7 protein-coding genes are annotated in these 14,924 nt (G+C 37.0%); all 7 read left to right on the top strand.

The window, feature by feature from the left end:
* Positions 1–25: 25 nt before the first annotated feature.
* The 7 genes from ACFQ39_RS05605 to ACFQ39_RS05575 all read left to right on the top strand — a co-directional run bounded on the left by ACFQ39_RS05605 (position 26) and on the right by ACFQ39_RS05575 (position 14,921).
* A complete protein-coding gene (locus ACFQ39_RS05605; RefSeq protein ID WP_377177007.1) occupies positions 26–4,144 on the top strand; it encodes a two-component regulator propeller domain-containing protein in 4,119 nt (1,372 codons plus the stop codon).
* A gap of 218 nt (positions 4,145–4,362) precedes the next feature.
* Entirely contained in the window at positions 4,363–7,362 is a 3,000-nt protein-coding gene (locus ACFQ39_RS05600; RefSeq protein ID WP_377177006.1) for a SusC/RagA family TonB-linked outer membrane protein, read from the top strand.
* Positions 7,363–7,429: 67 nt separating this feature from the next.
* Positions 7,430–8,953 (top strand): RagB/SusD family nutrient uptake outer membrane protein, encoded by a 1,524-nt coding sequence (locus ACFQ39_RS05595; protein ID WP_377177005.1) that lies wholly within the window; start codon positions 7,430–7,432, stop codon positions 8,951–8,953.
* A 15-nt stretch (positions 8,954–8,968) separates the two neighbouring features.
* The gene (locus ACFQ39_RS05590) at positions 8,969–10,153 is read left to right on the top strand and encodes a glycoside hydrolase family 88 protein (RefSeq protein WP_377177004.1); all 1,185 of its coding nucleotides are present in this window, start codon (positions 8,969–8,971) and stop codon (positions 10,151–10,153) included.
* A 1-nt stretch (position 10,154) separates the two neighbouring features.
* A complete protein-coding gene (locus ACFQ39_RS05585; RefSeq protein WP_377177003.1) occupies positions 10,155–12,599 on the top strand; it encodes a glycoside hydrolase family 2 protein in 2,445 nt (814 codons plus the stop codon).
* A 184-nt stretch (positions 12,600–12,783) separates the two neighbouring features.
* Positions 12,784–13,776, top strand: a complete 993-nt coding sequence (locus tag ACFQ39_RS05580; RefSeq protein WP_377177002.1) for a glycoside hydrolase family 5 protein — start codon at positions 12,784–12,786, stop codon at positions 13,774–13,776.
* A 41-nt stretch (positions 13,777–13,817) separates the two neighbouring features.
* Positions 13,818–14,921, top strand: a complete 1,104-nt coding sequence (locus ACFQ39_RS05575) for a glycoside hydrolase family 26 protein (protein WP_377177001.1) — start codon at positions 13,818–13,820, stop codon at positions 14,919–14,921.
* Positions 14,922–14,924 lie beyond the last annotated feature (3 nt).

Raw genomic sequence — 14,924 nt, 5'->3', positions numbered from 1 at the left:
TAAATTTACTGCGTAAAATTGTTGAATGGAAAAAAAATCGCTTCTTTTCATATTTACTTTACTGTGTTTTTCCTTGCCATCTTTGGCTCAGGGTGAGGCCTACCGTTTTGTACAATACAATACGAAAAACGGTCTTTCTCAAAGTTCTGTCATCACAATTCACCAAGACCAATTCGGTCAAATGTGGTTTGGTACACGAGACGGTCTTAATAAATTCGATGGAACAACCTTTACAACTTATAAAAATTCTCCAGGAGACAGTTTACACCTCAGCAATAGTGATATTCTGGCCATCAAGGAAGATAGTGAAGGGAAATTATGGATTGGCACGTATAATGGCTTGAATGTTTACGACCAGAAAACAGAACAGTTTACGAGTTATTTTCATTCAACCGATAACAACTCGCTTAGCAACAATACGATTTGGACCATTGCTGAAATAGACAATGACATTTGGCTTGGAACGGCTAAAGGTTTATCGATCTTCGACAAGGAAAAAAAGACTTTTAGAAATTTTTTTCAATCTTCACATGAAGAGCATTTTTTGCCCAATAATTATATTATAAAAATATTCCAAGGTAAAAATGGTGAAGTAATGATTGGCACCGCAAGTGGTTTGTGCAGAGTTGAAATCAATCCATACGGTGAGATGCACTTTGAAAATATCCCGTTTCAAATCGATGGGGAAACGCTTGAAAAAGTTTTAATTCAGGATATCACACAAGACGACCAGGAAAATTATTGGATCGCGACGAAAACAAATGGTTTATTCAAATTAAACGTTCAAAATAAAACCATTAAATCATGGAATCGGATACCCGAGTACTCTTTTTTAGATAATGATATCCGGTCTCTTATTTTTGACTCTGAGAACAATTTATGGATCGGTTCATATAAAGGGGTGGTAGTTCTCAATTCTTCTTTCCAACCCATTTTTAATTCTTATGACAATCCTGATTATGCAGCGCTGACGAAAATCAAATCCATTTTTACTGATAAAAAGGGAAGTGTTTGGTTAGGGTCTTATTATGGCGGGACAAACCTTTGGGATAAAGCCAATATCAATTTCATCAATCTACAAGAAAATCAGGGTCAAAATGGCTTAAGTTATCACGTCGTTAGTTCAATTGCCTCAAAAGATGAGCTGGTCTATTTTGGAACCGAAGGCGGAGGTATCACTGTGTATAATACGATGACAAATAAAACGGATTTTAGTATCAATGATAAGCTAATAGGTTTAAACGATTTCAACATCAAATCATTGCACCTATCTAACAACAAGCTTTGGATAGGTACTTTTACAGAAGGTGTTACTGTGCTCGATCTTAATAAAAGAGAAATCGATCCGAATTTTTTATCTCCTGAATTGAAAAACTTGTTAGAAAATACAGGGGTTTATAGCATCTCAAAAGAAAATGATGACTCTTACTTTTTGGGCACTTTTGGTGATGGCCTTATTCAATACAACCCAAAAAACAAGCAAATAAAAAAATTTAAGAATAATCAAAGCGTAACAAATGCCCTAACGAATAACCGGGTGCGTTCGATCTTGATCGATTCCAAAAAAAGATTATGGGTGGGTACACAGAGTGGATTAAATTTACTCGCTTTGGATCAATTAGAAGAAGAGGAACCCGGGTTTACGCATTTTTTCTTTCAAGACGATATCCTTTCGGGTGTTGATATACAAACCATATTTGAAGATAGCAATCGTCATATTTGGGTTGGAACCAAAGCACTCGGTTTATACAAATTTGTTGAGGGATCCTTTGTAAAAGAAGATCTTCCGGGAACTGAAAAAATAACTACCATAAATGCCATTTTAGAAGACAAGCACCAAAACTTGTGGTTGAGTACCAATCAAGGTATTTTTAAATACCATTCTGTGAAAAAAGACCTAGAAATTTACAACCAAAAAGACGGGTTAGCCAGTAATGAATTTAAAGAAAATGCTGCGCTCAATTTGAACAACAAGCAATTATTTTTTGGTACATCAACGGGTGTTACTTATTTTGATCCGGAAAAGCTTGTAGTCAATTCCTATGTTCCTCAGGTAATTTTAACAGATTTAAAAATCAAAAATGAATCTATAGAGCCCAATAATGAAAGTGGTATTTTATCTCATGCACTCACTCAAACAAAAAAGATCACCCTCGATTACGACAATGCAAATTTTACGCTAGAGTTTGCCATCCCTAATTTTATTAATCCTCAAAACAACCAATACACTTATCGTTTAAAAGGGCTAGAAGAAGATTGGACTACAACTTCTAATAACAAGGTAAGTTATACCATTCAAAATCCGGGTCAGTATCTTTTTGAATTAAAAGGCGCAAACAATGACGGCATTTGGAATGTAGAACCCACGCGTTTAGAAATTCAGGTAAAGCCTGCACCTTGGCGAAGTTGGTGGGCTTTTTCCATATACACTTTGCTTTTGGCAAGTGCCTTAATCGGCTTGATTCAATTCTTAAAATCTAAGGCCAGATTGAAGCACGAATTAGATCTTGAGCATTCAGAACACCTGCGAAATGAAGAATTAAACCAGGCCAAACTGCAATTCTTTACCAATATTTCTCATGAATTCAGAACACCTCTTACCTTAATATTAGGACCCCTTCAGCAAATATTGCTCGATTATAAAGGAAGTAATCGAATGTATAAAAAGTTATTGGTGATTGAAAACAATGCCAACCATTTGCTACAACTCATCAACCGATTGATGGATTTTAGAAAAATGGAAAATAACCAACTCACCCTGCAAGCCGCCGATGGAAATATTGTAAAATTTTTAAAAGAGATTTATTTCTCATTTAGTGAATTTGCCAAAAACGGTCATTACACTTATACTTTTGAAAGCAGCGATGACCCCATCCTAATTTATTACGACCGAGGGAAGTTAGAACGTGTTTTTTTTAATTTGATTTCAAATGCTTTTAGATATACTCCTGAAGGAGGTGAAATCAAAATTCGATTAATCAAAGAAGATCAGGAGCTAAAAATCGAAGTTGAAGATACAGGGGTAGGAGTTGCCGAGGAATATCTGGATAAAATTTTTGATCGCTTTTTTGAGGTTCCCATTCACAATGAGCCACAAAAGAACTACAATAAAGGTACAGGAATTGGTTTGGCTATTGCAAAAAGCATGGTGGAACTGCACAAAGGCCGAATTCAGGTAAAAAGTAAAGCGACCAAAGGAACTGTTTTTAGCGTGTATCTGCCTTTTGGAAAAGAGCACCTGCATGAGAATGAAATTCTAAAAGATTTTAAAATAAGTGATGATTTGAGCCAATACCAATCGCAGTTAGAAGCTCCTGTTCAAATAGCCGAGGACGAATTAGAGCAGTTTGACGATACAGAAAAGTCTGCTACTATTCTTATTGTTGAAGACAATAAACCGCTGCGTACCTTTATTAAAACGCTACTCATAAAAGATTATCATATAATTGAAGCGGAGAACGGGAAAGTCGCATTGGCTCAAACTATAAAACACATGCCGGATTTAGTGGTGAGTGATGTCATTATGCCGGAAATGGTCGGTACAGAATTATGTGCAAAAATCAAAGAAAACATAAAAACCAGCCATATTCCAGTCATCCTGCTTACTTCAAGAACCTCTCTGATCTATCGATTTGAAGGTTTGGAAAGTGGTGCGGATGAATATATTTCTAAACCCTTTAATATTAAAGAATTTCGCCTAAAAATAAAAAATCTGTTGGCCGCCACATCGCGATTTAGGCAAAAATTTGCCAACGAGGATAACCTGTCTCCAAGTGAAATTACCATTTCTTCTTTAGATGAAAAACTATTGAGAAAAGCTTTTCAAATTGTGGATGAAAATATAGAAAATGAAAATTTCGATATTCCCTTTTTCTGTGCCGAATTAGGTGTGAGTAGAACCATGCTTTTTACCAAAATTAAAGCATGGACCAATTTTACACCCAATGAATTTATTCATGAAATGAGGTTAAAAAGAGCCGCACAATTATTGGAACAAGACAAGATCAACATCTCACAAATCAGCTATAAAGTAGGGTTTAAAAATCCGAAGTATTTCAGCAAATGTTTCCAAAAAAAATATGGTATGACCCCAACGCAATACCAACAAAAATTCCATCAATCTTTTACAGAATTAATTGAATAATCTTCTTCAAACCCTTGTATAGACTCACTTTGGATGATTGAATACCCTATTTTGGATTATTAAATCATGGCTGCTTTCTACATTTGTTAGGTGAAATTAAACAAACTTAAAATAAACTCTGTCGAAATCGTTTACGTGATTCTCATCATCGTGCTCGTTCTTTTGATCGTTTATTTTAGTTAAATAACTTTAAACTTAATTATATGATATCAAAAAAAATGAAATCAGTAAAGAGTTATTTGGTATTGCTGCTGCTCTTAGTCGGCGGTATACTTCATGCTCAGGACAGAAGTATTTCCGGTAAGGTCTTATCGGGGGATGATGGATTGCCTTTACCAGGGGTAAATATTTCTGTAAAAGGAACGATGACAGGTACATCGACAGATTTTGATGGTGCCTATACCATTTCTGTTCCAGACAACAGTGCCGTACTGCAATTCAGCTATGTTGGATTTGTAGCACAGGAAGTTCTTGTGGGAACACAAAATGAGATCAACCTAACGCTGCAAGCGGACGCCAATCAATTGGACGAAGTTGTTGTAGTGGGTTATGGATCAGTAAAGAAAAGTGATATTACAGGTTCTGTTTCTTCTGTAAAATCTGAAGAGTTAAATGCATTCCCTGTTTTAAACGCAGAGCAAGCCTTACAAGGTCGTGCAGCTGGTGTTGCCGTGCAAACTAAAAATGGTGGGGAACCAGGCGCGCCACTCGATGTGACCATTAGAGGTAATACTTCTATTAGTGCGAGTAGTTCAGCTCTGTTAGTAGTTGATGGTTTTGTGGGGGCGACAATGCCACAAGCCGGTGACATCGAATCTATTGAGATTCTTAAAGACGCCTCTGCTACCGCTATTTACGGTTCTAGAGGTGCTAACGGGGTGATCATGGTTACTACCAAAAAAGGTCGTGCCGGAAAAATGAGTGTTGAGTTTAGATCAACTTATTCCTCTCAAAATGTTTCTGATGAATTAAAAATGCTAAATGCTGATGAATTTGCTACTTATTACAAGCAAATCAACCCAGCCTATGTACAAGGTACAGGAAATACAGACTGGCAAGATGCTATTTATCGCAACGGTAATACACAAGATTACCAATTGGCATTTTCTGGAGGTACTGAAAACCTTAATTATTATATTTCTGGTAACTATTTTGATCAAAAGGGTGTCATTGTAAATTCGGGCTTTAATCGTTTCTCTATCTTGAGTAATGTTGACGCAAAAATTACAGACAAATTTAAAGTAGGATTAAATGTTTTTGGTAGTCGTCAAAAGAAAGAAGGTGTTGTAACCCAAGCTGGATCAGGTGGTTTTGGTGGAGGAGATGTTGTTTCATTGGCCTATCGTTTTAATCCAGACCTACCTATTTATGACGAAAATGGAAATGTAACCACAAAAACAATAGGTGATGAAGTAGACAACCCTTTTGCGGTTGCTACAATGAGAACGGATGACAATACAACAGATCGCTATAGAGCAAACTTCTATGCAGAATATGAAATTATTTCAGGTTTAAGTTTTAAAACAACGTTTGGTTTTAGTTCAACCAATGGAATGAGAGGGCAGTTTGTTCCATCAACCCTGCCAACTTCTGGAGGTATTCAAGGAGGTATTGCAAATATTTCCAATGTAAAAGGCACTGATGTCTTAAGTGAAAATTACCTTACATATAACAGAGAGATAGGTAAAGGAAATTTAACAGCTCTTGCTGGTTATTCTTATCAAAAAATAAGAACAGAAAGAAATGCGGCCGGTGCCCAAGGATTTATTAGCAATAGTGTATCCTACTATAATTTGGGAGGTGGTTCTACAATTCTTACACCGAGTTCATCTTTATCAGAAACTGAAATTGTTTCCTTATTTGGAAGATTGAATTACGATTATGACGACAGGTTCTTATTTACTTTTACAGCGAGACAAGATGGTTCTTCGAATTTTGCGAAAAATGAAAAGTATGCCTTCTTCCCTTCTGGCGCATTTGCTTGGAGAATATCGAATGAAGAATTCTTGAAAGAGAATAATACACTTTCTAATTTAAAACTTAGATTGAGCTACGGACTTACCGGAAACCCATCTATCGCTCCTTACCAATCTTTAGCTAGTTATTCTGACCTGTATTCTGTTATAGGTGATACTCAGGCAAACGCCGTTGTTCCAGAGCAGCTTGCAAATCCTGATCTAAAGTGGGAGACATCATATCAAGGTAACATAGGTTTAGATTTTGGTTTTTTCCAAGACAGATTTAATCTTTCATTAGACTACTATAATATTGACACAAAAGATGTAATTCTTGGAGACACTTCGGCTCCCGAATATGTCGGATTCTTAAATTCTACTTCTTTAAAAAATATTGGAGAGATCAATAACAGTGGTTTTGAGATCGCTTTAAATGCCAGAATCATTTCTAATGAAGATTTTTCTTGGACAGCCGATTTTAACTGGGCGAGAAACAGAAATGAGATCAAACAACTCGTTAATGGAGATGATATCTTTTTGGATGCTTCTCCTGGGCACTTCTTGCAAGACGAAACACATGTACTGAGAGAAGGTGAAGCTGTAGGGCAATTCTGGGGATATGAATACAGAGGAGTAAACCAAGGTGGCGATTTACCAGCTGGAACAGCCAGTTTTGGAGATGATACTGCTGCCGGTGGAGAACTCTTTACAGATTTGAACGATGATGGAAAAATTGATACAAATGATAGAAAAATCATCGGTGACCCAAACCAAGACTGGACAGCTGGTTTTAACAATACCTTGAGATACAAAAATTTTGACCTAAACATCTTCTTCCAAGGAGCCTATGGTGGAGAAATTTTTAATTTCAATTTATTAGAAGCGGCCTCAGGAGGAGACAATGCTACAAAAGACGCTCTTAGAGTTTGGACTCCTACCAATACAGATACAGATGTTCCTTCTGCTAAAGTAAGAGCAAAAAGAATTACTGACAGATTTATTTATGATGGTAGTTATATCAGACTTAAAAACTTAGCATTAGGCTATAATGTACCTTATGATTTTACAGAAAAAGTAGGGATAGAAAACTTAAGAGTTTCGATTAGTGGTCAAAACTTGTTAACTTTTACTGACTATCCTACAGATCCTGAGGTAAGTTATAGAGCAGATGGTAATCAAGCCAGTAATACGAATTTAGGATTTGACTATGGTAATTATCCAAACTTCAAATCGGTAACTTTTAGCCTAAGCGTTAAATTTTAAATTTCATAGGGTAGCCTAGCTACTTCACATGATGATTAAAAGATAATTTTAATTAAAAAATAGTAAAATGAAAAAAATAAAATATTTATTTGCAGTGCTAGCCTTATCGATTCTAGCATGCTCAGATTTAGAAGAAAAGCCGATTGGCCTTCTATCTCCTGAAGGATTCTTTCAGTCTCCTAAGGACGTAGAAACAGCGGTGAACGGGGCCATTGGACATTTACAACACGAAAATTGGTGGGGTCGTAAACTTACTATTGGTCTTATGCTAAGAAGTGATATGGTTGGTATTGGTGATGCAGGAACACCTGCAAGGAGAAAAGACCATAACTTTTTTACAGTTTTAGGAGACAACGGTTTAATTACGGTGTTCTGGCCAAGGTCATACCAAGCCATTGCAGCGACCAATGAAGCGATTGCAGGTGCAGAACTTATTGCAGGAAACTTTCCGGAAGAACAATTAAATCCGGTATCAGCCCAAGCGAGATTTGTTCGAGCTTTTACTTACTTTCACTTGGTGAGACTTTTTGGGGATATCCCATATTTAGATAAGCCTGCCGATAATATAGATGAAGCCTTACAAATTTCAAAAACACCTGCCTCTGAAGTTTACGCAAATATTATTGCTGATTTAGAATTCGCAAAACAATGGTTACCAGACCAACAACCCAACAGGTCTAAACCTACCAAAGGTACTGCAGCAGCATTTTTAGCATCTGTACATTTAACAATGGGCAATTATGCAAAAGCAGCTGAAGAAGCCAAATTTGTTATTTCTAATGAATCGAGATTTGACCTCGGTCTAGCAGCAGATTTCCAAGATCTATTTAATGCAGATAAACAAAATAGTTTAAATGAATCTCTTTTTAGCTTAGACTATAACGGATTTAGTAATGGTGATAACGGTCGTGATTACCAAGGTGCTTTAACAGGAATTCGCGCAGAGATTGATGACTATGGCGGAGGATGGTCGGTTGCTGTCCCTGGTATCAATGTGTACAATACATGGGATGGAAGAGATTACAGAAAAGCGGTGAGTTTGGATACTGTCGCTACTTTTAAAGACGGCCCTCAGCCTTTCACTAAGTTCCCAGATTACGATCCAAGAAATATTCCCAGCGCTTATATCGCAAAATACACTCGTTTCCCGGGAGCAGCACAAGATGGAAATTATCGCGCTTCAAGTACTAATTATGCGATGATGCGATATGCAGAGGTTCTTTTGATTGCTGCAGAAGCCATTAATGAAATTGAGCCTGGATCAGCTGAAGCTGCTGGTTATGTAAACAGAGTTAGAGCTAGAGCCAGAAACAGAGCGGGTGTCATGACCGCCTTCCCAGAAGATGTCGCTCCAGGGTTATCTCAGGATGAATTCAGAGACATGGTCTTAGAAGAAAGAAAATGGGAAATGGCTTTTGAATTTGGAAGATGGTATGATATCGCAAGACGCAAATTAGGGGACAAGGTTTTTGGACCAGACGGACTCGAGCCACAACCCAATTTTAGTTCTGCCAGAGATTATTTATTGCCTTTACCGTCAGATGAATTAGTTAGAAATCCAAATTTAGAGCCTCAAAATCCTGGTTACTAATTTTATATAAGTTTCATGATTAAAGTAAATCATATTTATATTTTCCTTGGACTTACACTACTGTTTTTTTCATGTAAGTCTGAGGAAAAAAATGAAACATCCACTACTAAAACGGAATCGAAAATTGTTTTAGAAGATCGATTTCAATACTTATTGGATTACCCCGTAGATGCTGCGGGGTTTCCAAGAAGTATGTCTTTAGATCCTCAAGAAATTCATAAGGTTCCATCAAAAGATTGGACCAGCGGTTTTTTTCCAGGTAATTTATGGCTCATCTATAAATTAACTGAAGAGGAATCTTTTAAAACTAAAGCTATGGAATGGACCGCTTTGATGGAAGATCAAAAGTACAATGCCGGCACCCACGACATGGGCTTTAAAATTTACTGTAGTTTTGGAGAAGGATATGAAATTACCAAGAACGAAGACTATAAAAAAGTGATTTTAGAAAGTGCGCAAACATTGAGTACTCGCTATAATGATAAAGTTGGTTCTTTGAGATCTTGGGATTTTAACAAAGATATTTGGGATTTTCCGGTGATCGTGGACAACATGATGAATTTGGAATTGCTTTTTGTTGCCACTCAAATGTCAGGAGATAGCAGTTATCATAAAATAGCGGTTAACCATGCCAATACAACCCTAAAAAATCATGTAAGACCTGATCACAGTATTTTTCATGTGGTTGATTACGATCCTGTTTCGGGTAAGGTTAATGACAAGTATACACATCAAGGATTTAGCACAGAATCCTCTTGGGCCAGAGGGCAAAGTTGGGGTATTTATGGGTTTACCATGGCCTATCGATTTACTAAAAATCCTGACTATCTAGCGCAAGCAGAAGCTACCGCCAAATTCTTTATGGAACATCCAAATTTGCCTGATGACGGAATCCCTTACTGGGATTTTGACGATCCTGCCATACCCAATGCACAAAGAGATGCATCGGCTGCAGCCGTTGCCGCTTCCGCTGTATTAGAATTATTTACCATTACAAAAAAACAGGTTTATCTAGATTATGCCAATAAGGTCTTAGCCTCGCTTAATTCAGAGGAATATTTGCTTGATGCGAGCATTCAAGCTCCTTTTATTTTAAAGCACAGCACAGGAAATTGGCCTAAAAAAGATGAAATGGATGAACCTATTGTTTATGCTGATTATTACTTTTTAGAAGCCTTAATCAGACAAAAAGACTTATAACATGAATTCTCTTTACAATCACTTTCACCCTCACAATTGTAAGGGTCTTCTCTCCTTGTTATTGATATTCACTTTGGCGATTCACGGTCAAAAAAAGGAGGACATAAGAACAGTCGTCAATATGAATGAAGGATGGGCTTATTTAGAAAATGGTGTAAAAGAACTGAGTTCATCAGAAAATTATATTTGGGAATCTGTCAATTTACCTCATACCTGGAATGCTGAGGATGTTGTAGACGCAGAGCCCGGTTACAGAAGAGATGCAGGATGGTATAGAAAAACCATCTATATGGATGCTGTCTTGACAGAAAAATTATATCAACTGTACTTCGAGGGAGCCAATATCGTTTCGGAAGTATATATCAATAATCAATTTGCAGGTAAGCACATTGGAGGATATGTTGGATTCACCATTGATATAACTAAATTCCTGATAAAAGGTGAAAATACAATTTTGGTAAGGGTTGACAATGGATACAATCCTGAAATCATTCCTTCACAACAAAGCGATTTTTTTATTTACGGTGGAATTACGCGTGATGTATATTTCATTACTCAACCTGTTGAGCACCTCGGAAAAATACAAATAACCACGCCAAGTGTTTCAAAGAGTAAAGGAACTTTAACAATCAAAGCACAAGTAGAAAATCTTAGTTCTAAAGATTTAAAGTTAGAGAGTATTATTATTGATCCGACAGGTAAACAAGTAGCTAAAAAAACCGTTTCGATTTCGAGTGAAACTACCGAAATTCATTTCAAACCTATCTCCTCTCCTATGTTATGGGACACCGAGACCCCGCAACTGTATACCGTTTCTTTTCTTTTAACTGAGAAGGGTAAAGTAGTCGATAGAAAAGAAGAAAAGTTTGGTTTTAGATGGTTCGAATTTAAAGACCATGGACCTTTTTACTTAAATGGTAAGAGATTAATCATCAGAGGAACTCACCGTCATGAAGAACATGCAGGAACGGGAGCTGCCATGAGCAATGCACAACATTATGCAGATTTAAAATTGATTAAATCGATGGGAGCAAATTTTGTCCGATTAGCCCATTATCCTCAGGATCCGGAAGTCTATAAAGCTTGCGACGAACTCGGTTTATTGGTTTGGGATGAATTACCCTGGTGTAGAGGCGGTGTGGGAAATGAGCCGTGGAAAGAAAACACCAAACGTTTGCTCAAGGAAATGATTGAACAAAATTACAACCACCCAAGTATCATTATTTGGTCTTTGGGCAATGAAATGTATTGGTTACCTGAATTTGAAAACGGAGACAATCCAGATTTGATCAACCCTTTCTTGGAACAATTGAACCAAATCGCACATGAGCTCGATCCATACCGCAAAACGGCGATTCGAAAATATTATGAAGGAGCAGATATTGTTGATGTTTTTTCGCCCTCTATCTGGTCTGGCTGGTATTCTGGCAGCTATAAAAGTTACCAAAAAGCCATAGACACCTATAAAAAAGAATACAAACATTTTATCCATGCTGAATATGGCGGTTCAAGTCATATGGGCAGACACAGTGAAAATCCCATCACCGGAGAAGGCGTCATCCAATCGGAAGGTTGGGAAGAAGAAATTGTGCAAACTCAGGTAGACAATATTGCGAAAATTGGTGATTGGAGTGAGAATTATATTGTGGATCTTTTTGATTGGCATTTGAGAATTTCTGAATCTGATCCCGATTTTGCAGGAAATATTCAATGGGCTTTTAAGGATTTTGGCACTCCACTTAGACCAGAAAATGATATTCCGTATATGAACCAAAAAGGACTAGTAGATAGAAACGGAAATCCAAAAGATGCCTTTTTTGTATTCAAAAGCTATTGGTCTAAAGAACCATTTGTCTATATAGAATCTCATACCTGGACAGAAAGACAGGGGCCGGAGAATCTGGAAAGAAATATTTCAGTTTACAGCAATTGTAAGGAAGTGGAGCTTTTTCTAAATGAAAAATCACTTGGTACAAAGGAAAAAAATATCCAAAATTTTCCCGCTAGCGGCTTAAATTGGGATTTGCTCTTTCAAGAAGGTAAAAATACCTTAATTGCCATTGGAAAGGATCAAACAGGAAAAGAATTCAGAGATGAAATGGAGGTTCAATATCGCTTTCAGAAAAATGAATCGCCAAAGGCTTTGGCGCTTCATTATTCCAGACTCAGCAATGGTAATATTTTAGTAACGGCAGAGGCCATTGATAAAAATGGTTTCCGTTGTCTGGACTATGAAAAAAGGGTTTACTTTCAATGTTTGTCGGGTGGAGAAACGATCAAGAACCAAGGCACCCCCACAGGAAGTGAAATTATTTCCATGTCGAATGGAAAAGCCAGTATCGAAGTTCAACCCCACAAGGAAAGTGATAAAATAGTGATGTCTGTTTTAAATCAGGATTTCAAAGGAACCTATTTGGAGATAGATTCATCCATCATACAAAAGTAATTTCGTTAATTAAGTTAGTTTAAATTAGTGTTAAAGACCCAGATTGAAATTTGGGTCTTTTTTGTTTTTAAACACGTTAACCAATCTCTATAAATGTGATAAAATTAGATTAGTGTTTTTGAAAATTGTATGCTTTTGTGATGTAAAAGTTCTTTAACTTCGTCCCTGATCAACTCTAAAAGTTATGAAAATTTCAGGTCTTTTTTTTATCATATTTATTTTCTCATTGAGTGCAATCGCTCAACAAAAATTGGATAGAATTACTGTAGAAAATAATGAGTTCATCAATTCCAAAGGAGAAAAAATTGTTTTTAGAGGTCTCAATGCAAGTGATCCAGACAAATTAGAGCGAGAAGGGCAATGGAACAAACGTTATTTCGAAGCTATTAAAAGCTGGAATGCAAATGTTGTCCGGTTTCCAGTTCACCCCAGTGCTTGGCAAAAAAGAGGCGAAGCTGCTTATCTGGAACTTTTAGATCAGGGCATTGCCTGGGCAGAGGAACTGGGATTATATGTAATCATAGATTGGCACAGCATAGGAAATTTACAGACCGAATTGTATCAGCACGATATGTACAAAACAAGCAAAAAGGAAACCTTTGACTTTTGGCAAGTGATCGCTCAAAAATATGGTGAAAATCCAACTGTTGCTTTTTACGAGTTATTTAACGAACCTACAACAAATAATGATCAATACGGCAAACTCACCTGGGAGCAGTGGAAACATTTAAATGAAAAAATGATCTATTTGATCAGACAGAATGGAGGCAAAGGAATTCCTTTGGTAGCTGGTTTTGATTGGGCCTATTCTTTGACAGAGGTAAAAGACCATCCCATTAAAGACAAAGATATTGGTTATGTGAGCCATCCCTATCCTCAGAAGAATAATGATGCGCGGTCCCAACAATGGACCAAAGATTGGGGTTACGTAAAAGATAAATACCCAGTTATCCTTACTGAAATAGGTTATTGTGCCCCTGATTATGAAGGCGCTCATATTCCGGTAAAAAGTGATGCGACTTATGTTGAGGCGATCACCAGTTATGCCGATCAAAAAAACATTTCATATGTGGTTTGGGTTTTTGATACAAACTGGGCACCCAGACTTATTGAAGACTGGGAATTTACCCCTGCTCCTCACGGTAAAGTTTGGAAACAAAAAATGTTGAGCTATTGATTTTACATGATAAATTTTTCCAAATACGCGATATAAATTTTATGAATAAATTAATTATTGTTTTCTGTTTGTATTTAATCGCTTCGGTACATATTTCTATCGCACAAACCACCCAATTTGCGGACAACAAACTAAGTATTGAAACCAAAGAATTATATCATTCCCTTCAAAACACAAAAACAAAAGGATTTTTAATTGGTCACCAAGACGCGGCTGCCTATGGCGTAGGATGGAATGGCTCAGATCATGCAAACGAAATAACCGGAGATGTGTTTAAAATTTCCGGTAAATTTCCAGCCATATACGGTTTTGATATTGGGGGAATAGAAAACGGGGAGGCTTACAATTTAGACGATGTATCCTTTGAAAGAATGAAAAAATTGATCATTGATGCCTATGCCAAAGGTGGGGTGATAACAATCAGCTGGCATGCAGATCATCCCATCACACAAGGAGATTCCTGGGATCAGACTCCTGCCGTCAGACATATTATCTCCGGAGGTAAAGCCAAGGAAAAGTATGACATTTGGCTTTCGAGAGTTGCTGAATTTATAAAAACCCTTGAATATGACAACAGACCTATCCCTATCATTTTTAGACCTTTTCACGAAATGAACGGCGCCTGGTTTTGGTGGGGAGATCCTCATTGTACCTCGGAGGAATATATTCAATTATGGAAGGAAACTTTTTTTGCGCTTACTGAAAAGCATCAGCTTCACAATTTACTCTATACCTATTCACCCAATAAATTAAATCCTGACGATGCGTATCTCAAATACTATCCCGGAGATGATTTCGTGGATATTCTTGGCATAGATATTTATGATTTTAAAAATGCAGAAGACTATGTGAAATCTGTAAAAAGTGATTTAGCGCTTGTCGCATCCATCGCCCATAAAAAAAACAAACTTTTTGCCTTTACAGAAACAGGTTTGGAGCAGATTCCAACCAAAAAATGGTATTCGGAGGTGTTATATCCCGCCATTGAAGATTCAGGAATTTCCTGGGTCCTATTTTGGAGAAACTTTAGTTCAGAGCATCATTATGTCCCTTATCCCGGACATCCGGAAGAAGCAGATTTTCAATACTTCGAGCAACTTCCCAAAACTCTATTTTTAGAAGATATTAATCCATTAAATCATTGATAC

This window comes from Namhaeicola litoreus, assembly GCF_042679565.1.
GTDB lineage: Bacteria > Bacteroidota > Bacteroidia > Flavobacteriales > Flavobacteriaceae > Namhaeicola > Namhaeicola litoreus.
Note: the sequence above shows the minus strand (reverse complement) of the source record. Positions and strands in the feature narration are given on the sequence as shown.

What these genes read in the sequence shown, in the direction of transcription:
- ACFQ39_RS05605 (WP_377177007.1), top strand. Translation starts at nt 26, where the DNA reads ATGGAAAAAAAATCGCTTCTTTTCATATTTACTTTACTGTGTTTTTCC.
- ACFQ39_RS05600 (WP_377177006.1), top strand. Translation starts at nt 4,363, where the DNA reads ATGAAATCAGTAAAGAGTTATTTGGTATTGCTGCTGCTCTTAGTCGGC.
- ACFQ39_RS05595 (WP_377177005.1), top strand. Translation starts at nt 7,430, where the DNA reads ATGAAAAAAATAAAATATTTATTTGCAGTGCTAGCCTTATCGATTCTA.
- ACFQ39_RS05590 (WP_377177004.1), top strand. Translation starts at nt 8,969, where the DNA reads ATGATTAAAGTAAATCATATTTATATTTTCCTTGGACTTACACTACTG.
- ACFQ39_RS05585 (WP_377177003.1), top strand. Translation starts at nt 10,155, where the DNA reads ATGAATTCTCTTTACAATCACTTTCACCCTCACAATTGTAAGGGTCTT.
- ACFQ39_RS05580 (WP_377177002.1), top strand. Translation starts at nt 12,784, where the DNA reads ATGAAAATTTCAGGTCTTTTTTTTATCATATTTATTTTCTCATTGAGT.
- ACFQ39_RS05575 (WP_377177001.1), top strand. Translation starts at nt 13,818, where the DNA reads ATGAATAAATTAATTATTGTTTTCTGTTTGTATTTAATCGCTTCGGTA.